General features: G+C 63.8%; 24 protein-coding genes. 3 read left to right on the forward strand and 21 right to left on the reverse strand.

Annotated elements, in window-relative coordinates:
* Positions 1–2: 2 nt before the first annotated feature.
* From CA833_RS09865 to CA833_RS09890, 6 genes are all read right to left on the reverse strand, one after another.
* Positions 3–2,726 (reverse strand): toprim domain-containing protein, encoded by a 2,724-nt coding sequence (locus tag CA833_RS09865; RefSeq protein WP_207077897.1) that lies wholly within the window; start codon positions 2,724–2,726, stop codon positions 3–5.
* Positions 2,727–2,757: 31 nt separating this feature from the next.
* The gene (locus CA833_RS09870) at positions 2,758–2,976 is read right to left on the reverse strand and encodes a hypothetical protein (RefSeq protein ID WP_207077898.1); all 219 of its coding nucleotides are present in this window, start codon (positions 2,974–2,976) and stop codon (positions 2,758–2,760) included.
* Positions 2,973–3,179, reverse strand: coding sequence for a hypothetical protein (locus tag CA833_RS09875; RefSeq protein ID WP_207077899.1), 207 nt, complete (start codon positions 3,177–3,179; stop codon positions 2,973–2,975). Before CA833_RS09875 ends, CA833_RS09870 begins: the two co-directional genes overlap by 4 nt.
* 106 nt (positions 3,180–3,285) lie before the next feature.
* On the reverse strand, positions 3,286–3,591 hold the full coding sequence (locus tag CA833_RS09880; RefSeq protein ID WP_207077900.1) for an ogr/Delta-like zinc finger family protein: 306 nt from the start codon (positions 3,589–3,591) through the stop codon (positions 3,286–3,288).
* Complete coding sequence (locus CA833_RS09885) at positions 3,591–4,076, reverse strand: hypothetical protein (RefSeq protein ID WP_207077901.1); 486 nt, start codon at positions 4,074–4,076, stop codon at positions 3,591–3,593. Before CA833_RS09885 ends, CA833_RS09880 begins: the two co-directional genes overlap by 1 nt.
* On the reverse strand, positions 4,073–4,354 hold the full coding sequence (locus tag CA833_RS09890) for a carph-isopro domain-containing protein (protein WP_207077902.1): 282 nt from the start codon (positions 4,352–4,354) through the stop codon (positions 4,073–4,075). The genes CA833_RS09885 and CA833_RS09890 overlap by 4 nt, the downstream gene beginning before the upstream one ends.
* 55 nt (positions 4,355–4,409) lie before the next feature.
* Here CA833_RS09890 and CA833_RS09895 point away from each other — a divergent pair, with 55 nt between their 5' ends.
* Positions 4,410–4,985 (forward strand): helix-turn-helix domain-containing protein, encoded by a 576-nt coding sequence (locus CA833_RS09895; protein WP_207077903.1) that lies wholly within the window; start codon positions 4,410–4,412, stop codon positions 4,983–4,985.
* Between the two features lie 237 nt (positions 4,986–5,222).
* Complete coding sequence (locus tag CA833_RS09900) at positions 5,223–5,681, forward strand: DUF4429 domain-containing protein (RefSeq protein WP_207077904.1); 459 nt, start codon at positions 5,223–5,225, stop codon at positions 5,679–5,681.
* Here the strand turns inward: CA833_RS09900 and CA833_RS09905 are convergent.
* The 9 genes from CA833_RS09905 to CA833_RS09945 form a co-directional block, all read right to left on the reverse strand.
* Positions 5,678–6,688 carry a contractile injection system protein, VgrG/Pvc8 family gene (locus tag CA833_RS09905; protein ID WP_207077905.1) on the reverse strand — a complete coding sequence of 337 codons (1,011 nt, stop codon included), beginning with the start codon at positions 6,686–6,688 and terminating at the stop codon, positions 5,678–5,680. The genes CA833_RS09900 and CA833_RS09905 overlap by 4 nt on opposite strands.
* Positions 6,685–7,098 (reverse strand): phage tail protein, encoded by a 414-nt coding sequence (locus CA833_RS09910; protein ID WP_207077906.1) that lies wholly within the window; start codon positions 7,096–7,098, stop codon positions 6,685–6,687. The genes CA833_RS09905 and CA833_RS09910 overlap by 4 nt, the downstream gene beginning before the upstream one ends.
* Positions 7,099–7,109: 11 nt before the next feature.
* On the reverse strand, positions 7,110–9,560 hold the full coding sequence (locus CA833_RS09915) for a phage tail tape measure protein (protein ID WP_207077907.1): 2,451 nt from the start codon (positions 9,558–9,560) through the stop codon (positions 7,110–7,112).
* Positions 9,560–9,691, reverse strand: coding sequence for a GpE family phage tail protein (locus tag CA833_RS09920; RefSeq protein WP_207077908.1), 132 nt, complete (start codon positions 9,689–9,691; stop codon positions 9,560–9,562). The genes CA833_RS09915 and CA833_RS09920 overlap by 1 nt, the downstream gene beginning before the upstream one ends.
* Before the next feature lie 8 nt (positions 9,692–9,699).
* On the reverse strand, positions 9,700–10,026 hold the full coding sequence (locus CA833_RS09925; RefSeq protein ID WP_207077909.1) for a phage tail assembly protein: 327 nt from the start codon (positions 10,024–10,026) through the stop codon (positions 9,700–9,702).
* Between the two features lie 62 nt (positions 10,027–10,088).
* On the reverse strand, positions 10,089–10,595 hold the full coding sequence (locus CA833_RS09930; RefSeq protein WP_207077910.1) for a phage major tail tube protein: 507 nt from the start codon (positions 10,593–10,595) through the stop codon (positions 10,089–10,091).
* A 49-nt stretch (positions 10,596–10,644) separates the two neighbouring features.
* Complete coding sequence (locus CA833_RS09935; protein WP_207077911.1) at positions 10,645–11,817, reverse strand: phage tail sheath subtilisin-like domain-containing protein; 1,173 nt, start codon at positions 11,815–11,817, stop codon at positions 10,645–10,647.
* A gap of 23 nt (positions 11,818–11,840) precedes the next feature.
* Positions 11,841–12,179, reverse strand: coding sequence for a GPW/gp25 family protein (locus CA833_RS09940; RefSeq protein WP_207077912.1), 339 nt, complete (start codon positions 12,177–12,179; stop codon positions 11,841–11,843).
* Positions 12,176–12,733 (reverse strand): phage baseplate assembly protein V, encoded by a 558-nt coding sequence (locus CA833_RS09945; protein WP_207077913.1) that lies wholly within the window; start codon positions 12,731–12,733, stop codon positions 12,176–12,178. The genes CA833_RS09940 and CA833_RS09945 overlap by 4 nt, the downstream gene beginning before the upstream one ends.
* Positions 12,734–12,898: 165 nt before the next feature.
* On the opposite strand from CA833_RS09945, the gene CA833_RS09950 reads away from it, so the two are divergent.
* A complete protein-coding gene (locus CA833_RS09950; protein ID WP_207077914.1) occupies positions 12,899–13,672 on the forward strand; it encodes a toll/interleukin-1 receptor domain-containing protein in 774 nt (257 codons plus the stop codon).
* 191 nt (positions 13,673–13,863) lie between these two features.
* Here the strand turns inward: CA833_RS09950 and CA833_RS09955 are convergent, their stop codons facing one another.
* The 6 genes from CA833_RS09955 to CA833_RS09980 form a co-directional block, all read right to left on the reverse strand.
* Positions 13,864–14,682, reverse strand: coding sequence for a DNA adenine methylase (locus CA833_RS09955; protein ID WP_207077915.1), 819 nt, complete (start codon positions 14,680–14,682; stop codon positions 13,864–13,866).
* 174 nt (positions 14,683–14,856) lie between these two features.
* Entirely contained in the window at positions 14,857–15,897 is a 1,041-nt protein-coding gene (locus CA833_RS09960; RefSeq protein ID WP_207077916.1) for a hypothetical protein, read from the reverse strand.
* A 12-nt stretch (positions 15,898–15,909) separates the two neighbouring features.
* Positions 15,910–17,949, reverse strand: a complete 2,040-nt coding sequence (locus CA833_RS09965) for a hypothetical protein (RefSeq protein WP_207077917.1) — start codon at positions 17,947–17,949, stop codon at positions 15,910–15,912.
* Between the two features lie 3 nt (positions 17,950–17,952).
* Positions 17,953–19,029 carry a hypothetical protein gene (locus tag CA833_RS09970; protein WP_207077918.1) on the reverse strand — a complete coding sequence of 359 codons (1,077 nt, stop codon included), beginning with the start codon at positions 19,027–19,029 and terminating at the stop codon, positions 17,953–17,955.
* Complete coding sequence (locus CA833_RS09975; protein WP_207077919.1) at positions 19,029–19,667, reverse strand: phage tail protein I; 639 nt, start codon at positions 19,665–19,667, stop codon at positions 19,029–19,031. The genes CA833_RS09970 and CA833_RS09975 overlap by 1 nt, the downstream gene beginning before the upstream one ends.
* On the reverse strand, positions 19,664–20,569 hold the full coding sequence (locus CA833_RS09980) for a baseplate J/gp47 family protein (RefSeq protein ID WP_207077920.1): 906 nt from the start codon (positions 20,567–20,569) through the stop codon (positions 19,664–19,666). The genes CA833_RS09975 and CA833_RS09980 overlap by 4 nt, the downstream gene beginning before the upstream one ends.
* Between the last annotated feature and the right edge of the window lie 93 nt (positions 20,570–20,662).

Here is a 20,662-nt window from a genome sequence, read left to right on the forward strand (position 1 = left end):
TTTCAGGCTTTGCGGGAGAGGGCGCGGGACGGATCGTGGAAGATCCAGCAGCGGACGCCGGAGACGCCCTCGTTTCGGGAGTTGACCATGCCCTGTTCGATGAAACGGCGGGCCTTGGAGGTCTTGAGCGCGCGGATCAGTTCCGCGTGGGTGGGCAGTTCCAGGCGCTTGTCCGCGCACCGGCTCTCCATCTCGTTCAAGCGGATGGCGATCATGCCTTCTTCGTGCTTGCGGTGATGGTTGATGTGGCCGGATGTGGTGGCGGGATCCTCGTTCTCTTCGAGGTAGTCGAACCGCTCCCAGAACAGGCTGACGACAGGGTCTTCGCTGTTGACGGCAAGCTGGCGATCGGTGGCCATCTGCACGATGAAGCGGGCGGTTTCGGCCTGCTGCTCGTCCGACAGGGGGACGATCGCACGGATTGCGTCAAGGAAAGCGAGCAACTGGCCGTGCGTCTTTGCAAGACGGTTGGTGCGGATCGCCGGCAGCGCCAGCAGTTCATCTTCGTACTGAGCGAATGCCTGCCGGTAGCGGTTCATGACTTCCGCTTCGCGCCGGGCCGCGTGAACGATGAAGCCTGAGATGTCCTCGATCGGCCATTGCTCCAGCTTCTCGGCCGCGACCTTTGTCGCCGGCGACCAGCCTGACATATCGAAGCCGAGCGACATGATACGTTCCAGCACCGCGCGGCTCGCGTTGACGGGCTCGTTCTGCTCGATGATGATCGCACCGCGAAACGGAGGCTCGAACGTCTCCATGCCGCCGTTCTTGACGCCGCGCGCGCGCACGGTCCGGCCGTTGTAGGCGGTCTTGAGTTCCTCCCACTCGAACTTCTTGGAGTGGCTGGCTTCTTCGCGGCGGTCGCCCTCGATCAGAACGACGGGCAGGTTGCCCACCTTGCCGAGGTTGCGTGCCATGGCGGCCGGGGTGGCCTTGGCAGGGTCAAAGCCTTCGTAGTTTTCGCGGCCCAGCAGCTTCCAGAGGAATTCGACCAGCGTGGTTTTGCCGGTGCCGGGCAGACCGTGCATTTCGAGGAACGGAAAGCTCTTCATCTCCGCACGCACCTGTTCGGCGAATAGGGAGGCGAAGTAGAAGGTCAGGCAGACGATGCCCTTGGCGCCATAGGCGGTCCACAGGTCGGGGAGCCAGCTGACGTCCAGCTGGTCGGCGTCATAGTCGATATCCAGCAGCTTTTCCGAGGTGCCCAGCTTGAGCGCCTGCTTGCCGATCTGGAAAAACTCGTTCTCGTTCGGCTTGTAGACGCGACCGTTCGACACCGCGATCGGGCCGAAGACATAGGCCTGCGCATCGCGGCAATAGCCGGTGAAGCCGAGCGGGCGGACGTCGGGCAGATCGGGCGTCTGTTGCTGCAGGATGCGGGTCAGCTGGTGCGCGTTGCCGGTCCACACACCGCCGAAGGCGAACAGGCGATCCTCGAAATTCGATGCCTTGCGCAGCTGGGCGGCGGTGAAGTCCCCCTTGACGGAAGGACGCTTGCTGCTGGGGTAGCTGATGTTGAGATAGAACTTGGTTTCGTCTGTCGCCTCGTCGCGCTGGCGATACAGGACGCGGAACGCGCAGTTGGCGATTTCCTCGACGGCCAGCGCCTCGCGCGAGGCTTCCTGCCGGATCTTGGCCTCTTCCTCTTGGTCGATTTCCTTGAGTTCGCGGGTGCGGCCCCGGCGATATTCGTCGATCTTTTCCTGAACGACGGAAATGTCGATCGAACACCAGTAGGTCCGGCTTCCGAAGGTGAAGTGGAAACTGTTCCAGCGGTGCTTTTCCCAAATGAGATAGGCTTTTTCCTGCGCCGTCTTGGCGAGCAGGACTTGGCCGTTCCACAGGTATTCGGCGCGGAGCGATTCACCGAGACGGTCGAAACCGAGCAGGTCGTTCCAGTCCAGTTCTTTGCCGGATTCTTCCTCGCCCATCGGCTGCGCGGCGGTAGCGTCCCAGCCTTCGTCCTTGGCCTTCTCGACATAGTCGCGGGAGGCCTTGGTGCCGGCGGGGCCGACGTCGAAGGCGAAGACAATCTGCGGGCGCCGGAACGGGGAGTCCGAGGCGGCGATATGGGTGCGCAGCTGCTTGAGGAACTCGGACGGATAGTTGTTGCTCGACATGGTCGAAGCCGCGCGCTGGCCCGCCTGTTCAAGAGCCCAGGCATTGAAGATGCCTTCGGCAAACCAGATGCTGCGGGCGTTCGCGAAGTCTTCCATCGACACATCGGGCCGGTGCCATGCCTGCCCCTTGTAGGACTTGCCGTAGGCGAAGCGGGCCTTGCGATCGAAGCGGCCGGGCTGGTCGATAATGCGTTCCCACCAGCTGCCGCCCGGCAGCGGGAAGCGCACGGTGGCAGAGCCGATCTTGCGGCCTTCGTCGCGGAAATACTCCTGCGAATAGGCACCGCGCATGCCCATGAGGTTGAGGCCGCGGGCATCGCTCAGATAGGCATCGGCCGCTGCGTTCGGGTTCTGCGGCGTGGCCTTGAAGCGGTTCGACCACGTATCGAAAATCTCGGGATAGAGGTCGCGCACCGACGCTTCCCAGCGGCAGTTGTTGGCGCGGCTGCATTTCAGAACCCAAGGGCTTTCGGCGTGGGTGTAGACTTCCTTGTTGCCGCAGTCGGGACACTTGCCCTTCTGCAGATAGGTGGCGCCGGCCTTTGGTTTGAAGCCGAAGTCGTCCCGCAGCTTGGGCAGCAGGGCTTTGCGAATGTCGTCGCGCATTTGCATGGTGGAATCGTGACTTTCGTGAGGATCAGGCCGGCGTGACGGACGCGCGGGGGAAGGCTTCGATTTCAGGGAGCGCGCCGCTGTCCCGCCAGACTTCGACGAAGCCACGGCAGTGGGCGCGCATGACGCTGGGGGTGAGGACGACGCCCGTTTCGGTGCCGGCGCGCCAGCCATTGGGCGTCCAGCGTTCGACCGAGATGACTACGGGTTGGCCGATGTAGAATGCGGATGCCGGCGCGCTCATGCTGGCCCCATCGACCAGAGGGCCGCGAAGGTGGCGACGATCGTGGGAATCGCGATGAAGGCGGCCATGAACTCTTCCCGGACGTCTGCCGGGGCCGCGCGCCACAGATCACGGTAGGCGATGATTGACGCCGGCAAAGTGTAGGTCTGGCGAGGCGTGCGGCGCGCTGTCGCGCCGACGCTGATCGAATGGGCGAAAGGCATGGGGTGGGCTCCGAAGAGGGCGGAAAAAGGCAAAGCGGGGGCGTTCCCGGAATCGAGCCGGGCAATCGGGCAGTGGTGGGTTGGATCAGGCCGTCAGGCGGTCAGATCAGGAGCCAGCGGCGCTGGCCCCCGGTTCGGGCGGCGGGCTGTTGTCGTTGTCCGCGCGGTCGTTGGCGGCAGCGTGCCACTTGGTTTGGGGCAGGACGTGGAGCGGAGCCGGGAACCGGCTTGGCTTGGTGGACCGGATCGCTTCCATGCTGACCACGAACTGGTGCCCGCAGGCATCCGGGTTGCGGCAGTGGTAGTAGACCTCGCGGTAGAGCGGGCTGCTCTTGCCTGTGGAGCGGGCGAAGGCGCGGCCTCCGCATGCCGGACAGGTGACGTGTGGCAATTGGGCAGGACGACCCGACATTACTGATTAACCCCCGTGGCTTCGCGCCCGGCCCCATTGCCGGGCAGAAGTGCTTTCAAACGGCCGATAAGGCGCGGGAAAATCGCGTCTGCTTCCTCGGTCTCGGCAATGGCGCGGTGGATTTGCGCGGGCGTGGCGCCCGGCAGCAGCGCCTGAACACAGTGGCTGAATGCGTCGCCCGCTTCGCGCGTGGCCAAGGCAAGATCTTGGGCCAGAGAATCGCGGCAGGGTTCGCCGGTGATGACCTCGATCTGGCGAGCATAGCTTTCGAGGATCGGGGCATAGCCGCCACCGGCAAGAATGAAGGCGCGATCCAGCGCAATGGCCTGATCGAGCGTGGGGGAGCCTTTCTTGTCGCTTTCACTCCAATGGCGAATGGTGCGGACGGCGCGACGCGCAATTGCGGCGGCGTCCTGCCAACCGATCAGATCGACCACGGTCATGACGGCGAGAGAAAAGGAAAGAGGGGCGCGGACCTTGGTCATTCCGCACCGTCCGTGCGTTGCGCTTTGGCAGTTGGATCGCAAACGACGGCATCTGCGGGCGCTGCTACATCGGCGGCATGGCGACCAAGGGGAAAGACTACATGTTCAGCAGTAATCGGCAGGCCGAGCCGGGCTGCCACTGCGAGAACATGGGGTTGCTCCTCAGACGGGATGCGCCCTTTTTTCTTCCAACCGTGGACGGTCCCGGCGGGGCGCTCGATGTCGCGCGCCATTTGGCGAACACCCCATAAGCTGAACAATGTTTCACCCTGTTTCATGGTGATTGTGTTCGGCTTTCCCGAACAAAATGTCAACTGCTTTTAGGTTGAGACTTTGTACAGCTTTCCGGTGATCTCGTGCGACATGGAAAAGGTTGCAACAAGGCTCAAGGAACTGCGGAAATCCGCCGTTCCTCGTCTGACAGTTCGCGCTCTCGCTGACGCGCTAGGTATGCCGCATGGGTCTTACGCCCGGTATGAAAGCGCATACGATTACAAAAAACCTCACCTACCGATCGAATTCGCTCGCAAAGTGGCTGGCGTGCTTTCTGCCTATGGGGTTGATCCCGGCGAGGTCATGAAGCTGGCTGGTCTTACTGAGGATGAGGCCGAGCCGGAAGTTGCCGCAATCGAAGCGGCGCGCCCGCAGGTGCAGTATGTTTCGCTGCAATTGGCACTGCCTAGTGAAGCTGCGCTGCGCGATATGTTCCGCAGCCTGCTCGTTCTGATTCCTGAGGGGGCGTCGCTGGACGAAGCCGCTGAAATTCTTGCTCGGCGGCTTCCAACTGGGCTCGCAGCGATCGGACCTGTCTTGCTTGATGCAATGTCGGCCGCGTTGCCTGCAGGCGGTACAATTCCTCAAGATCCCGCCACAGATCGTCCCGCGTCCAGACCATCGCCGCACATCTGACGCGGCACTCCGGGCACGCGAATTCGCAGCCTGGAGTCAATCGGATGGTCTCACTGCGCACTCTCGTTCGGCCCTGTTTGTTCTTTGTTCGTTCTCATTGGCCGATTCGAAACCTGTAGGGAAGTGACTTTCGTCACACTCAGAAAATTGTGTGTGGGAATGAACGGTTCTGTGCACTCGGATACGATTTAGGCTGCAAGATAAATGTGTTAGGCCCTGCCCATGAAAGGGGAACCAATGGGCCACATTTACGAAGGTTACGGGGCGAGCGTTGAGATCGTAGACGATGGGATCATCATTCGTCGGAAGGGGTTGGCCTCGTTCACCCTGCACGGATTGAAGGGCGAAAAGCGTATCCCGTTCGCGAGTATTTCGGCCGTCCAGTTTAAGCCGGCGAATCTGCTGACATCGGGCTACATCCAGTTTTCGATTGCTGGCGGGGTAGAGAGCAAGGGTGGTTTGCTGGCGGCGACCAAGGACGAGAATAGCGTTCTGTTCAAGGGAGGCCGGCAGAACAGGATTTTCGAGCAACTCCGTGACAATGTCGAAGCAGGCCTCCGCCTCGCACGCAAACCTGCGACTGCTGCGGCCACGATCACGAAGGCAGAGGAACTCGAAAAACTAGCGGGGCTGCTGGATCGCGGCTTGTTAACGCGCGAGGAGTTTGACAGTCAGAAGGCCGCGTTACTGAGTTAAGGCGCCATCTCCATCCGCAAATCCGTCGTGAAGCCGCCCGAGGTGTCCACCCGGTGCGTCACCTCAGAAATCAGCCATGCTGTCCCGTCGATCTCCCGCTTGTATCCGGTGACGGTGACGCGGGCTTCGGGGGAGGCGTCGGGGCGGCCGAGCGCCAGGCGTATATCAAAGGTGGCCGGGGCGCGTTTCAGGCGGGCGTTCTCGGCCGTGGCGGCACGGCGGGCTGAGGCTTCGTCGGGGTAGACCTTGCGCAGCTTCTTCGCGCCGTCTGCGGTGCCGGCGGTGACCGTCTTGCGCTTCGCCCCCTTGCGATCGTGCCACTGGGCGGTGACGCCTTGCTGACCGTCTCGCTTCTGGCGCTGCCAACGGTGGCCGTCGCCGCTGCGGCGGGTGATGGTGAGCGTGGGCAGGGCCTGCCCGCCGCTGGTCTGGCCGGCGCCCTTGGGGGCGAAGATCAGGTGCTTGTCCTTGATCGTGGCCACCGCGTCATTCTCACGGCCGAGGCGGCGCAGGAAGGCGACGTCGCTTTCCCGGCTCTGGCTGATCGAGGGCAGCGCGATCGCGGCGAGCGCCGGCGCAATCCGCGCGGTGAGGCCGTTGCGCCCGGCAACATCACGCAGCACGGCGCCGAGCGTGGTATCCTTCCAGCTATGCGCGCGGCGGTTGCGGATCTCGCTGGTGAAGTCGGCCGCGCGGGCCTTGATCGTGATCTGGTCCGGCGGGCCGCTGTGGCCGACATCGTCCACCTTGAAGCTGCCCTTGTCGATCAGGCCAACGGTGACGTCCTTGCCCTGTTTCCAGCCCAGCTGGAGTTTCAGCACGGCGCCCTCGGGCGGGATGGCGAGCAGGCCGTCCGTGTCGGTCAGAACGATGTCCAGCTGGTCGGCCTCGTCGCCGCGCTTTTCGGAGAGGGAGAGCGAGACGAGGCGCGGGCGCATCCGGTCGGACAAGTCCACGCCGTCCAGCGTCACGCGCCAGTCGGCGATGTTGTTGGCCGCCGCGCTCATGCCGGGGCATCCGTGTCCCTGGCATCGGCCGGATCGTCCACGCGCAGGAGGTCGATCGCGAAGTCGATGCGCAGCGGCGTGCCATCGGGCAGGAAGGCCGCGTGGCGCTCGTCCAGCGCGGTGATCACGTAGTTGCCGAAGACGGTGCCGTTGCCGCTGACCAGTGGCAGCGCGTCGCCGGCGTTGCCCATGGTGCGCAGGTCATCGAGAGAAACCCGGCCGTCCGCGATCTCGGCGTAGACCGATCCGGACATACTGACGGTTTCGTCTCCGGGGCCGATGAACTGCGTGGCATCACGCGCGCCGATGCGGCCGGCGCGGGCGTGGCGCCAGTCCGTCTTGCGCTGGAGTTCGTCGTGGGCGAGCGTGCCGATCTCGAACAGGAACATGCCGAGGGCGATCAGGTGCATGGCTGGGATCCTTATTCGTCGTCGTCGAGGCTGCGCCCGCGCTTCTCGCGCTCGATATCCTCGATCACCCTGCGGATTTGATCGGTAATATCCTGCGCAGGCGTGCCGCCGGTGACTTCGATCTTGATGGTGTAGTGGTTGACCTGCACGGGCGCGACCGCCCCGGCGCTGGCGCCTTGGGCAGCGACGGGGCTGGCTGCTGCCAGCGCGACACCGCCGGCGCCGACAGCAAGCGCCTGCGTCATCTGGCCCGACAGGTCGGTGATGCGCCGCAGCGGCCCGCCGGTGTTATTCGCAAGGCCCTGATCGAGCCCGGCCATGACGAAGCCGCCCAGATCCGCGAACACACGCGAGGGCGAGTGAATGCCCAGCTTCGACTTGAACCAATCCGACACTGCGCCGGCTGTGCTGACGATCGTGTTCTTGAGCGCCCCAAGCATCCCGGTGACGCCATTGATCAAACCTTGAATCAGGTTCCGGCCGATCTCGGTGAAGTTCAGCGAACGCAGATAACCGAGGGCCGGGGCGAATGCTTGCATCAACAGGCCCAGCGGCGTGAAGTTCAGGAAGGCTTGCACCAAGGACGAGATTGCATCGCCGACCGCGCTGACAATCGAGTTCCACACGCCGGTGAGCCAACCGACAATCGCCCCCCAATTATCGTAGACCAGATAGACGGCAGCGGCGACTGCCGCGATGGCCGCGACGATCAGCAGCAGCGGCGTGAGCGCGATGCCGAGCGGCGCGGCGGCAGCGGTCAGCGCGGCGAATGCGAGGGCGACGCCGCCGAGCAGGATCAGCAGCGCCGAACCGACGCCCAGAAACATCATGATGCCCTTCGCGAGACCAGGGTGCGTCTGCGCCCAGCCACGCACTGCTTTCGCGGCGACGCCGACCTTCTCGGCCACGACCTTGATGGTTGGGAGCAGTCCCTGCCCCCACTTGATATTGAGGTTGTTCACCGCGTTCATGGCGAGCCCGGTCGCACCCTCGGTGGTGGCAATGCGGTTGAGAAACTCGCCGTGCATCGATCCGGCAGTCTTGCCGGCATCGCCGACCAGCGCGAGGCGCTGGCGTAGGCCGTCGAGGTTGGTGAGCATCGGGGCGATGGCCGCGACACTTTCCGAGCCGAACAGCTGGGTGAGGATCCCGGACTGCTGATCGGGGCTCAGCTTGCCGATCCGTTCCATCACATCGACGATCGCACCGGCGGCATCCTTCTGCATGCGCTTGCCAACGTCGGTCGCCTGAAGCCCCAGTGCTTCGAAGGCCTTCTGCTGGCTCTTGGTTGCCGCTTCCCCCTTGGTCAGCGCCAGCATCGTGTTCTTGATGCCGGTGGCGGCAACCTCGCTGGGCACGCCGATGGAATCGAGCGTCGAGCCCAGCGCGGCGATCTGCGGCGCGGCAAGGCCGGCCACTTTGCCCAGCGGGCCGATGCGGGTGATGATATCGGTGACGTTGGCCGCCTTGCCGCCAAAGGTGTTGGTGAGCGCGTTGACCTTGTCGCCCAGCGAGCGGACGCCTTCCTGCGGCAGTTCGAAGGCGGTGCGCCACTTCGCCATTGTCTCGCCGGCGACGTCGGCCGTCATGTCGAAGGCCACGCCCATTTCGGCCGCGTCGTTGGTGAACTCTTCCAGCTGCTTGCGCTGGTCCGGCAGGGCGTTGCCGAACTTGTCCATGCCGACACCGGCAGCGCCGGCGGCAGCGGCAATGGTCGCCAGTTCGCTGGCGGCCATCGGGATCTTCTCGCTCATGTCGAGGAAGTCGTCAGACATCTGGTCGATCTGCGGCCCGGTCATGTTGGTGACCTTGGAGACGTCCGCCATGGCGCTTTCGAGGTTCATCGCCTGCTTGGCGGCGTTGACCACGGGCGCGCCCATCGCGGCGCCGGCGGCGACCATGCCGAGGCCCGCGCCCGAGGCCTTCGAACTGACCTCGTTCAGCTTGTCCGAATTGCGCTTGGCCTGATTGACCTTGTCCAGCTGCGCGGTCTGCTGGCGCAGGGTGCGGTTCGCCTCGGCCGTCTTGTCGGCCAGGCGGCTTTCATGGCTGGCCAGTTGGGCCACGTCGATTCCGGCCGCCGACAGTTTCGAGGCCAGCTGCTGCAGTTCGGCGCCGCCGGCATCCAGCTTGGCGGCCAGCGCTGCGGCCTGCCGTTCGGCCTGCGCAAATTCCTTGCTCAGCTTCTTCGTAGGGCTTTCGGTCGCCTGCAGCTGGGTGCGCAGTTCGGCCATGCGCTGCGTGGCCTGCTGATAGGCGCGGGTATCGTCGCCGAAGCGCGATTCCTTGGCCTTGTAGCTGCCGACCTGCTTTTGCAGGGCGTCGAGACGCTGCAGTTCCTCGCCCGTCCTGGCAAGATCCCGGCGCGCGGCGGACGACGCGCCGGTGATGGACTTGAGGGGCGTGGTGATCCGGTCCAGCCCCTCAAGGATGACCTGCAGCCGAAGGTTCTTGTCCGCCATTATCGCTTTCCGGGTTTCTCAGCAGGTTGGGATCGGCGGGCGGCCCTGGCGCGCCAGCCCATGAGTTCGGACAGGTCCATTTCGTCCATGGAGGCGGGCGGCCAGTGGAAGATGACCGCTATGTCCGCCATCGCGTCGTCTACCGATCGAGGGCATCCGTGCGCTGCGACTTCTGCAGCAAAAAACCGCCGATCTCCGCGCCGCAGGCGAGCAGGTCCGCCGTTTCCATGTTCGCCACTTCGGGCTCGGACAGGGTGGGCACGGAAATGCGCGGGATCAGCTTGATCAGCGCGTCCACCTTCAGCTGCCCGAGATCGACCAGCGAGAGGCTGCGCAGTTCGCCCGAGCGGGGCTTGCGCAGCTGGATGGTGGCGATGTCACCCGTGGGGCGCACAATCGGCGTGTCGAGGGTGACGGTGCGGAACACGGGCGTGGCAGGCGCGGGAGCGGGATTGGTCTTGGTCATTGGAATCTCCGGTGGTCAGGGTAAGGGAAAGGGCGGCCCGGCACGCAGCCGGGCCAGAGGGATCAGAACAGCCCGATGGCGGCGCGGCGCGCGGCCATGAGGTCCACGCCGTCGACCACGAAGATCATGTTGAGCGGGTCGATCTCGATTTCGGTGCGGCCGTTCCAGACCAGCTTGTAGTAAGCGACCTCGGTCACGACCTTGAATTCACCGGCCTCGCCATCTTCGGCATCGCCCATGTCGATTTCCGAATGGCGGCCGCGCACGATCACCTCGATCGTGTCCAGGCTGGCGGTGTCTTCCTGCTGGTAGTTGCCGGCGAAGCGCAGATAGGTGCCGTCCACCGTGGTGACGCCGTACTGGCGCAGGATATCGCGCATCGGGCCGCCGTAAGTGTGGGTCATCGACATGGCTTCCTGGCCCATGTCCATTTTCAGCGTGCCGCCGCCGACCTTCCAGTCCTCCATCTTGCGGGTGAGAACGGGCAGGGTGAGCGACTTGCACTCGCCAAGGTAGGCGAGGCCTTCGTTAAACAGCATCTTGTCCTTGAGGACGCGGGGCATACCCATGGCGGGCTCCTGTGATCGAGAGGCGGGGAAGGGAGGTTGCGGCCGGGGATCAGGCCTCGGTCAGCTGGGCCGAGAAATCGGCGAAGTAGCTGTCCGTGATGCGCTGGTTGAAGCCGAGGTCTTCGAGCGGCGGCGGCACGGTGTAATCGTAGTCGATCCGCAGCTTGCCGGCCTTGAGGCTGTCGGTGCTGTTGTTCGCCTCGTCGTACCAGGCGTTGAAGCCCAACAGGATGCCCTGCGTTTTCAGCTGGCGGCCGAAGCCGTTCACCGTCTCGATGATGTCCTTGGCCAGCGCCGGCGTCAGCGGCTTGTCGATGGCCCAGAGCATGCCGGCGACGATCGTTTCGGCGATCAGCTGCGCCACGCGCGTGGTGCTTTCGAACACGAACTGGCTTTCCGCCTCGGCGGCGGTGCGGTTGCCCCAGAAGCGATAGCCGCTGTCGGTGCGGATCAGGGCGGTGACTTGCGAGGCGTTCAGCATGCCCGCCTCGCTCGACTGGTCTTCGATATCCCAGTGGATGTCCTTGGTGAGCCCGACCACGCCTTCAACGGCGACGTTGGACAGCGTCTTGTGCGGGCCGGTCTGGGTGTCGATCAGGGCGCGCAGGCCCATGGCGCGGGCGGCGGCGTAGCTGGTAACGTTGGCGCTGGTGTCCGTGTCCCAGGCGAGGAAGTCCGGCATCAGCAGCATGAGTTCGCGGGCGCTGAAGTTTGCGCGGTAGGCGGTGGCCTCCACCACGGTTTCGCCCAGCGCGCGGGCATAGCCGAAGCCGCGGAGCTTCTTGGCCACCACGGCAAGCGCGGTGGTGACAGCCTGCGTTTCGAGGCCAGGGGTGCCGAGAATCTTCGGCTTCACGCCCAGCTGCGCCTGCGCGGCCAGCAGGGCCTGCATGCCGGTCTTCTGGCCATCGGCGGTGGTGGTGCCGATCACGTTGCTGGCGGTCTCTGCCGCGTCGTCACCCTCGGCCACGCGGACAACGACCAGCACTGGACGGGTCTGGTCGGCAATGGCGCGCAGGGCCCTGGCCAGAGTGCCGTCCGTGCCGGCCTTGCCGATCGCGGTTTCGATATCGGTGATCAGCGCCGGGCGATCGAGGGGGAACGTGGCCGCGTCCGCATCTTCTGCGGTGGCGACAAGGCCGATGATGGAAGTGGAAACGGCGGTCAGCGTGCGGGCGCCGTCGCTGATTTCGGTAATGGTGATGCCGTGCTTGAAGGCCATTGCGGGCTCCTGAGAGGTTGAGGCTAGAGGGGCAGGACGAGGCGGGTGCGGGAGTTGGCGGCGCCGGTGTCGGTACGCACGCCGTCGAGCGTCAGGGTGGCCGAACCGGCCTCGGCGCCGGCAGCAAGGCTGACCTTCCGCAGCTGCAGGCGATCTTCCCAGCGGGACAGGGCAACGGCCGAGGCCGCGTAGATCCGCAGGATGTTGGACCGCGTCATGGGCAGGTCGATGAGATCGGGGATCAGCGAGCCATAGTCGCGCAGACCCACGCGGGAGCCGATCGGCGTTCCGAGAATGTCGCCAACCGACTGCGGCAGATCATCGTCCAGCGCTTCGCCACTGGTGCGGGACATGCCGGTCATGGCACCGGCGCTCCGCTCTGCGCGGTGCCGGCGGCAACGGCGGAATGCTTGTGGCTCTTGAGGCTGATGCCGCCGCCCACCACGTCCTCAGACGCTTCGGCCTTGCCCGCGATCGAGACGTTGCCGTTGATCGTGACATCGGCGTTGATGGTGAGCCCCGCAGGCGCATCCACGGTGGCAGAGCCGCCGGCGGGCAGGCTGGCGGCGAGCACATGGGCGCCGTGATGATAGCCCACGCTCGCGCCATCAGGGAACGCGATCAGGACAAGGTCAGGATCGGAAGAGGGCGGCGGGTTCGCATCTGACCAGAGGCCGAGCAGCACGCGGCCATTGTCGATATCGCCTTCGGGGCACAGGACCGTGCATTGCTCGCCGGGGACAGGCGGCGACCAGACGGTAACGCCGCCGGCGCGCGCGGCGAACCACGGCAGATCGCAGGTGACAAGGTCGCCCAGTTCAACGGTGCAGGTCGCGGCCGCGTAGTCCACGGAGGCCACGACACCGTCCTGAAGGAGTTCGCCCGATCTGCGTTCAAGGTCTGCGGAATTCGCCATGGCGCGACCATGGCAAGAGGTTCAGCGGGTTTCGCGGGGCTGCATTTGGTGGGGGCGCTGTCCAAATGGAGAGAGCCCAGCGGTACGGGTATTGTCCTTTATTCTGTGGTGGTTCATCAACGCCTCTGACTCCAATTCGACTGAACGCAATCACGAGGAAGGCACTTGGAAAAAAAGACGATTTTTCTCTCCCACATCAGTGAAGAGGGCGAACTGGGCACGATCTTCAAGAATCGGCTTGAGAAGGACTTCCTTTCACTCATCGACGTTTTTGTGTCGTCAGACGCTCGTAGTATTCCGCCGGGTGACGCTTGGCTTAAGGCGGTCGACGACAATCTAGATCGGGCGACGGCACTCATTGTCCTCGCTAGCCCGACTTCCGTTGCAAGGCCTTGGATTACTTTCGAGGCCGGTGCTGGGTGGGCAAAGCGCGTTCCAACAATGATTCTTTGCCATAGCGGTATGGCTCCGGGAGGGTTGCCTCTCCCTTTGGGACAACTTCAAGCATTCTTAGCGACGGATTTGTCACGATTAGGTTCGATGTATGAGGTGATCGCAAAAGTGCTTGGCAGTGCGACACCTGAGCCCGACCTGACAAATTTTCGTGCGGAAATACAGAATTTTGAAAGGTCATATACCGAAGAGAGAGATATTTTGTCCGCGCTTCGGCAAATTCATTCTGCAGATCGCGAAATTATTCCTAAGATGCGAGGGTTATCTGTTGGTAGTCCGGTTCAATTGCGTGATATTCGCGAGAGTACCATTCGAAGGATAGAGCCGGCTCTAAACCAGCTTAGAGATCGTGGGGTGCTGCAGTGGAACTACAATATTACTGCATTGCATCTTGGCGGTAGTGGCGGTGGCGGCCATTTTGGTAATTTTCTGCTGACTTTGTCTCCGGCGTTGGTGCCTTTGCTTCAGAGTTCAGAATTTAACTGAATGATTATCAATTATCCGGGTAATTTATTCATCTCTTAAATTGCCTGATCTACCCCCATGATGGGTGAAAATAGAAAATGCAGTGCTCGACGCGTTCGAGCATTATCCATGCCGGATACATGGTGGTTCGGAGCGGTAAACATCGTGAAGCAATTGCCGATGGTTGCCGCTCCAAACGTGATGACGTTGCCTTAACCGTCGTTCGTCGCCAGCGGGAAGTTGCTGATCAGCACCTCCCGCGCCGGCCGGGACTTCGCCCCGATCTGATAGGTCGTATCGATCGGCATGATCATGAACCGGCCGAACGTCTCGCGCACGCCCTCGTTGTCGTTGAGGGACATGAGGAACTTGCCTTTGATGCTGGCCAGCTGGTCGGCGAGCGCGGCGAAGTCGGCGCGGGTGAAGACGTCGGGGCCGTAGTCCTTCTCGCAGGCCCAATAGGGCGGATCGAGGTAGAACAGGGCGCCGTCCCGGTCATAGCGGCGGATGAAGTCCGCATAAGGCAGGCGCTCGATCGTGACCGACTGCAGGCGGTCATGGATATCGGCCAGCATGGGTTCGATCTTGCCGACGTCGAAGCGCGCCGGGTTGGATGCGTCCACGCCAAAGGCGCGGCCGGAGACCTTGCCCCCGAATGCCAGGCGCTGGACGTAGAGGAAGCGCACGGCGCGTTGCAGGTCGGTCAGGCGATCGGGATCCTGCCCCAGCAGCCGCTCGAACTCAGCCCGGCTTGAGACGCGGAAGCGGAGCATGTCGACAAGGTAGGGGTAGTGCTCGGCAAGGCAGCGGAACAGGCCCACCACATCGCCCGAGATATCGTTGATCGCCTCTGCCTTGGGCCGCCGCGTGCGGCGCAGGAAGATGCCGCCCATGCCCACGAAAGGTTCCGCATAGCTGCTGTGCGGCGTGCGATCGATGATGGCGCAGATGCGCTTGGAAAGGTTGCGTTTTCCGCCGATGTAACCGGCCGGGGGAGAAACGGGGCGGGTGAGAACAAAAGGGGTAGACATGATGGTTTTCCTGCACGATGTCCCTTCCGCGCCTGAGACGCGGAAGGGTATTCGAAGGGACAGGCGTGCTGCCCTGAGAGTGCGAGTGCAGGCTCGCTGGTTTCGAGATGCGGGAACATCCGAAGCCCCCTTCCGTAGAGGGCAAATTGAGCGCCGTGAAGTGCCTCGGCGCGGTTACGCTGCCACCACACCGCGCAGCAGCATTCGTGCCTTCGCAGAGGCGATCAGGGTATCGAGGGCTGCCACGTCCTTCGCGCCGGCGTAGATTCCGAAGAGCCCCATATCGCCGAGCGTGGTGTTGGGCACGGAATAGCGTCCGTACCCGAAGAGATGATGACCCGCCGGGCCGAGGAAGGCAGTAAGATCGGCGGGCGAGGTGAACGTCATGGTCGCGCCATTGGCCCGCAGGATCAGTTCGCCCGTATCGGCATTCACCGAAAGCGCGAACGCTTCCCACGTTGCACGCGGCGCCACGTTGGCGCCGCCGGGGCGGCTCGAGCTGGCGCCAGTCCACGCGCCGCCTGCGGCCTTGGTGTTCAGCAGCGAGATGTTGGAAAGGTCAGTGGCGCCGGTCGAATCGTTGTTCACGAAGAGCGCGCCGTTCGCCGTGACGACGGCCTGCACGAAACCAGCGCCCACACCGGCAGACCCATAGTAATTGGTCTTTGAATGGATCACCGGGTACGACGAAGCGGTGGACAGCGGTACGCGGTTGCGGATGACGCCGACGACCGAGCAGCTACCCGTGTAATCAATCGGCGCGTCGAAGAAGAAGCCGTTGCCCAGCGCATCCCCGGTCTTCACGCCCTCTGCAATGCGCGTGACGGTGGAGCCGGTGACCAGCGATGCAGTGCGCCCGTTGCCCGAACTGTCGATGGCCTGCGTCGGCGCCGTGTTGATCGTGGTCGCGGCAACAGTCTGCGCCGCGCTGACCTGATAGGAACCGGTGCCGCCGGTGCCGGTGCCCAGCGCCGTGATCGTGGTGCCTGCGGTAATGCCGGTGCCGGTGATCACTTGGCCGACAGCCAGCTTGCCGGCGGCGACAGCGGTGACCGTCAGCGTGTTGCCCGCGATCGAACCCGTGACCACGGCGCCGTCCTCGAACAGGTACAGGCCCTGCAGGCCATCGGAAGGGAAGCCGGCCACGGTTTCGATAAGAACGCCCAGCTGGCTCGCGCTGTCGTCAAGGTCAGGGATATTGATGATGAGGGACATGCGTCCTTGCTCCTAGCGAGAGTAACCAACGGCGCGCTTGAAGGGCACGCACCAGTTCCAGAGGGGGTAGGGTTTGCCGACCAGCGCAGCGATGTTCTCGGCCGCGTACATCCCGGTTCCGGCGAGGTATTCGAACACATCGTCGGAACGCGTGGGATCGCTGTCACACAGGTTGCCGCTGCCGGCGGTCGCTTGGCTTGCGTACCAGACGAACGCGTTGGCGCCGGGCTTCCGGTCCAGCGTGATTGCCACGATGCTGCCGCCGATGATCTCGACCGAGGCCACATTGGGCGTGCCTGCATCGTCCGAAACCCGGAAGCCCTTGGCGGCATAGTCCGTGGCCACGTTCTGGACGTAGGCAGATCGGAACTGGAGCGGGGATGACGGCGCGAAGTGGACGTAGATCGTCTTGCCGATAGCCTCGATCTTGATGGGAGCCAGCGGTTCGAAGCCGGTCCGTTCGACCATGACCTTGCGCAGCACCTTGCCTGCCTGCGCGGCCATCCAGCGATAGCCGTTGGGGTTCAGGTGTCCGCCCTTGTCCGTGACGGGGTAGGCGGGGCCGAAGCACCACACGCCCGGCGTGGACAGTGCCCAGTCAACCTGCGCGTTGCTGATCGAGAGATCGACGTTGTCGCGCACGTAGGAACCCGACGTAATGTAAGTGAGCCACGCGGGCGGCTTGGTCTGGCCGGTTATGGCGGCAATGTCGGCGTTGAGGTCAGCGCGCAATTGGTTGAGTAGCGCGAGATAGCCAGGACCGTCCGTGGTGCCGCCATAGGTGGTGACGTAGTTCCACTCGCCCTGGGCCCAAAGCACGGCAGCAACGGCACTGCTGCCAAGCGGATCGGCCAGCGCCTTGAACTTCGTTACCGCGCCCGTGCTGCGCGAATAGAGATCGGGCGAAGCGCCCTTGCTGAGCGCCTCGATCGTTCGGCCGTTTACGGCGGTGTTGACCGCCACGAAATTCCGCGTCGGCGCGCCTGCCTGATCGCTCCAGGCGCGGGCAAGGTGCCGGACGGCGCCGGTGATGATAGCCTCACCCTCGGCGCTGCTTCCGGCCGGAAGTGCCGCGACGGTGGCATCATCCAGAGGCGCGCGGCCCGAGTTGACCTGCGCCTCCACCGTCGAAATGAGCGGGTTGAACGCTGCGGTTCCCTGCGTATCGTATCCTGCGGCTGTGGCTGTCGCTGGTCGGATCGATTGCCCCATCATGAAGGTATTGGGCTCTGCCGTGCGGGGAAGCGCCGGCCAGCCTTCCTGCGCCGACATAAGCGACTGACCGTAGCCGATGATCAGATTGTAAAGCGCGGTGCTCAGCCGCAGGATCTGGATGTTGTGCGGGGTGCCGGTGGCCGAGCGGCCGCGCGCCATGTTGGCGGCATCGGCATAGAGCATCGAAATCTTGGCAGAACTGCCTGCGCGGGAAAGGTGCACGTCGCCATCGCGCACGCCGATCACGGGGCGCTTGGTGGCGCCATGGATTGCCCACGCCCAGTCGGCTTCCACGCTGCGTTCAATGCCCCCGCCCGCGAAGCCGCGGAGAGTTGGGCTGATGCTGCCGATGTTGAAGCTGCCGGCAACGCTGAAATCGCCCGCCACCGTAACGCTGGACAGGAATTCGCCGGTGCCGCGCACCTGCATCTTATGCGTGATGAACTTGCCGGCATAATCCAGCGCGATCACGGGCTTGCCCTGACCGCCCGCGACACCCCATGCATAGGTTGTTTCGCGGTTGTGCAGATTGGTGGAGCCGAGCGTCAGCTTGCTGCCCTTGGGCGCATAGAAGCCCTTGGCCGCAAACCAGCGCAGGGCATCGTCAAGGCCCGCCGTAAGGCGATTGGTGGACCCGCTGAACGAGAACTTGATGCGGGAACCGTCCGGCAGGGTGTTGCCGATGTCGATGCCCGACCTGACGTCATCGAGCGTGTTCAGCGACTGTTTGCCCAAGAGGTTCGGACGAAACTTCAGGAGGTCGAGCATCGCCGATACCGTCCGGCCGTCGTAGTCGATCAGCCGCGCCGCGCGCAAAATGGAGCTGAGTTTCGCCACGTGTCAAAATCCTACTGCGATGAAACAGGTGACATCGCCTTCGTCATCAGCGCTGAAAACGTTGAAGCCATCCTTGGTGATGGAAGAGGCAATGACGGCCGGGGTATTGTCTTTCGAATCCGCGCCGAGATTGGTCACGCCGCTGACAACGGCGGCAAAGCAAGCGGACGGGAACGGCTCGATGAACCAGACTGGGGTGGTGCTGTTGGCTGCGGCGGTGAAGCGGCCCCAGACGATCTGGAAACCGAAGAACCGGATGAAACCGTTCTGGGCCAGTGACATCGAGATCGGGCCGAGGCGGCGCGGGGTTACAACCTTGGTGCCAGAAGTGCCCGCCGTTATGTCCTCGGCGTCGGCCTCCGTGACAGTCAGCGTGCGATCCGCGTAGAGATCGCCGCCGCCCGTAACGAGGCCACCTCCAACGATGCGGCGCTGCCTTAGCGTTTCCAGTCCGGCATCAAGTGCCGTGCTGAGGCTGTTGAGCCCATTGTTCAAAGCAGTGTTGAGCGCATCGATACTTGCGCTCACCGCCGTGCTGAGCGCCTGCAGGCGCTGACGTAGGGTTTTGGGCGTGACGATCGTTTCTGCGTCGTCCTCGCCATCTTCCTCCGCGTCGACGCGTTCCTGCGTTGCAAGACGGGCAACGCCCCGGGCCTGCTGTGTGGCAGGCGGGTATGCGAAGACGGCATTCCCGTAATCGATGTTGGCAGCGAGATCGGAATCGAAGGCAATGTCGAAAGCCATGAGGCCGAATGCCAGTTCGGCCTTGGTCATGATGACAGCGGCGCTGGTGTGCACCGCAAACAGCTGACCGTCGCCCATGAACAGGCCGAACCCGGTGATGGACCAGTTGTCGCCAGACGTGTCGTAGGCGGTCAGGTGGGTGATGTTGGGGGCGGATGCCGTGCCCGATGCCACCTCCAGGCGCTTGAATTCACCGGGCAGGGCCACGAGCGTGGGCGCGTAGTCGAACGCGGTCGCGGTCAGCCCGAGGTGCGTGATGGAGACCGGGTCAGAACCCGATGCACCTTGCACGGCAGCAAGCCCCGCGTCCGTCAGCTTGAGGGAAAGCGCGGCCATTACTCGTCCTCCAGAAAGTTGCCGTCTTCATCGCGGATCGGCTCGCCATCATCGGTCTGCAGGACCATCGACCAGTCCCGGCTAGTGTCGTGCACGGCAGCGTAATCGGCCCGGTGCATGGCTCCGATCATTCCGCCGGCGGCCATGAAAAGGGTCGCCTGCGATTCCAGCGTCTGCACAAAATTGAAGTGGGCACGGGCCGGCTTGGCCACTGCGACATCGCGTATGATCGCGTTGGCCGTGTCGGCGGTCAGGAAGCTGGCCGGGATCTCGGCCGCAGGTGCGCGCACCTCGAAGGTGTAAGGTGCTTGGCGCGGGCTCGCCTCATGCCATTCAACGATACGAAGCGATGCGTGATAGCGCGCAAGCACCTCTTCCACCGCGCGGCGGCTGCCCTTGCGGCGATGGTAGGGGATGGCATCGGCAATTTCGGCACGCTTTTGCGCGATCGTCCATTCCGTTTTCCAGTGGCTGATCGCCAGCGCCCATGCGAGCCATGGCAGATGCGTGGTGGGGCAATCGGCGGCAGACCAGACCGAGCGGATGGGCGTGGGAAGGTCGGTCAGGCGCGCGGCGACCTGTTCGAGCCCTTTCTCCAGCGGAGTGGACGCAGGCGGGAGGACGGAGGCGTAAGTCATTCGCCCGTGCCCGCCAGCTGGGCGCTGATGCCGGTGCAGTAGGGCGCCTGCAGGCGCGTAATCGGAATATCGGCGGCGGGCGTGCGCAGGACGACATTCTGCACGCCTTCGACATGCGCGGCGCGGAACAGGGCCGATCGGGTAACGTCGCGGCCAAGGCGATGGCTTTCTGCGACGTAGGCTTCGACCGAGGCAAGCGAGGCAGCAAGGACTACGGCGGCATCCGGGCCGCTGTAGGTGGCGAGATCGTAATCCACGCCATAGCGAACGATGTCTGCTGACTGGACGGTGACGAGGTCCGTCAGCGGGCGGCGGGTATCGGCCGAGACATAGGCGCTCACCGCGTCGACCAGCGCCTGCGAGGCCGCGCCATCGGCCGTGCGCGCCATGATCGTGACGATCACGTGGCCGGGATCGAAGCTGATCGCCGTGGCGTCCAGCACGTTGGAATCGGCCGACAGCGCATGGAAGACATAGGCGCCTTCAGGACCGGCAACCGAGTAGCCCTCGGGCGCCAGGACCATGCGGCGGCGGAATTCCGTATCGCTTTCCATGACCGCTGCGGTGCCGGTTGCCGTATCGGCGGGCGTGATCGTCTTGCGGGCGATGCCGAACAGGGCGGCGATGTTGTCCAGATCCGCGCCCACCGCATAGGCGGGCATCACCGCGCGCACGGCATCGTTGATCCGCTGGCGCAGCAACTGGGCGAAATAGGTGAAGACCTGAAGGAGCTTGGTGGCCGGATCGCTGTTGCGGCCGGTGAAGGTCAGGCCGCTTTCCGCCATGGCGGCTTTCATCTGCGCGATGCAGTCAGCAAGGATCGTCGCGAAATCGAGATCCTCGACGATATCCGGCACGGACATGCGCGAGAGATCGACAGCGGTGAAGGAAGTATCGGCCATGCCGCGCATGTCGCGGCAGGCTAGGGGCTTGCGCTATCCCCCGGCATTGGGATGGGCGGCAGGCCAAATGCTTCGATATGCAGTGGCTTCAAG

This window comes from Novosphingobium sp. KA1, from assembly GCF_017309955.1.
In the GTDB taxonomy this organism is placed as follows: domain Bacteria; phylum Pseudomonadota; class Alphaproteobacteria; order Sphingomonadales; family Sphingomonadaceae; genus Novosphingobium.

What these genes read in the sequence shown, in the direction of transcription:
- CA833_RS09870 (WP_207077898.1), bottom strand. Translation starts at nt 2,976, where the DNA reads ATGAGCGCGCCGGCATCCGCATTCTACATCGGCCAACCCGTAGTCATC.
- CA833_RS09885 (WP_207077901.1), bottom strand. Translation starts at nt 4,076, where the DNA reads ATGACCAAGGTCCGCGCCCCTCTTTCCTTTTCTCTCGCCGTCATGACC.
- CA833_RS09900 (WP_207077904.1), top strand. Translation starts at nt 5,223, where the DNA reads ATGGGCCACATTTACGAAGGTTACGGGGCGAGCGTTGAGATCGTAGAC.
- CA833_RS09975 (WP_207077919.1), bottom strand. Translation starts at nt 19,667, where the DNA reads ATGACTTACGCCTCCGTCCTCCCGCCTGCGTCCACTCCGCTGGAGAAA.
- CA833_RS09920 (WP_207077908.1), bottom strand. Translation starts at nt 9,691, where the DNA reads ATGGCGGACATAGCGGTCATCTTCCACTGGCCGCCCGCCTCCATGGAC.
- CA833_RS09910 (WP_207077906.1), bottom strand. Translation starts at nt 7,098, where the DNA reads ATGCACCTGATCGCCCTCGGCATGTTCCTGTTCGAGATCGGCACGCTC.
- CA833_RS09955 (WP_207077915.1), bottom strand. Translation starts at nt 14,682, where the DNA reads ATGTCTACCCCTTTTGTTCTCACCCGCCCCGTTTCTCCCCCGGCCGGT.
- CA833_RS09925 (WP_207077909.1), bottom strand. Translation starts at nt 10,026, where the DNA reads ATGACCAAGACCAATCCCGCTCCCGCGCCTGCCACGCCCGTGTTCCGC.
- CA833_RS09970 (WP_207077918.1), bottom strand. Translation starts at nt 19,029, where the DNA reads ATGGCCGCGCTTTCCCTCAAGCTGACGGACGCGGGGCTTGCTGCCGTG.
- CA833_RS09905 (WP_207077905.1), bottom strand. Translation starts at nt 6,688, where the DNA reads ATGAGCGCGGCGGCCAACAACATCGCCGACTGGCGCGTGACGCTGGAC.
- CA833_RS09915 (WP_207077907.1), bottom strand. Translation starts at nt 9,560, where the DNA reads ATGGCGGACAAGAACCTTCGGCTGCAGGTCATCCTTGAGGGGCTGGAC.
- CA833_RS09980 (WP_207077920.1), bottom strand. Translation starts at nt 20,569, where the DNA reads ATGGCCGATACTTCCTTCACCGCTGTCGATCTCTCGCGCATGTCCGTG.
- CA833_RS09880 (WP_207077900.1), bottom strand. Translation starts at nt 3,591, where the DNA reads ATGTCGGGTCGTCCTGCCCAATTGCCACACGTCACCTGTCCGGCATGC.
- CA833_RS09930 (WP_207077910.1), bottom strand. Translation starts at nt 10,595, where the DNA reads ATGGGTATGCCCCGCGTCCTCAAGGACAAGATGCTGTTTAACGAAGGC.
- CA833_RS09960 (WP_207077916.1), bottom strand. Translation starts at nt 15,897, where the DNA reads ATGTCCCTCATCATCAATATCCCTGACCTTGACGACAGCGCGAGCCAG.
- CA833_RS09865 (WP_207077897.1), bottom strand. Translation starts at nt 2,726, where the DNA reads ATGCGCGACGACATTCGCAAAGCCCTGCTGCCCAAGCTGCGGGACGAC.
- CA833_RS09945 (WP_207077913.1), bottom strand. Translation starts at nt 12,733, where the DNA reads ATGGCGAATTCCGCAGACCTTGAACGCAGATCGGGCGAACTCCTTCAG.
- CA833_RS09940 (WP_207077912.1), bottom strand. Translation starts at nt 12,179, where the DNA reads ATGACCGGCATGTCCCGCACCAGTGGCGAAGCGCTGGACGATGATCTG.
- CA833_RS09935 (WP_207077911.1), bottom strand. Translation starts at nt 11,817, where the DNA reads ATGGCCTTCAAGCACGGCATCACCATTACCGAAATCAGCGACGGCGCC.
- CA833_RS09890 (WP_207077902.1), bottom strand. Translation starts at nt 4,354, where the DNA reads ATGAAACAGGGTGAAACATTGTTCAGCTTATGGGGTGTTCGCCAAATG.
- CA833_RS09875 (WP_207077899.1), bottom strand. Translation starts at nt 3,179, where the DNA reads ATGCCTTTCGCCCATTCGATCAGCGTCGGCGCGACAGCGCGCCGCACG.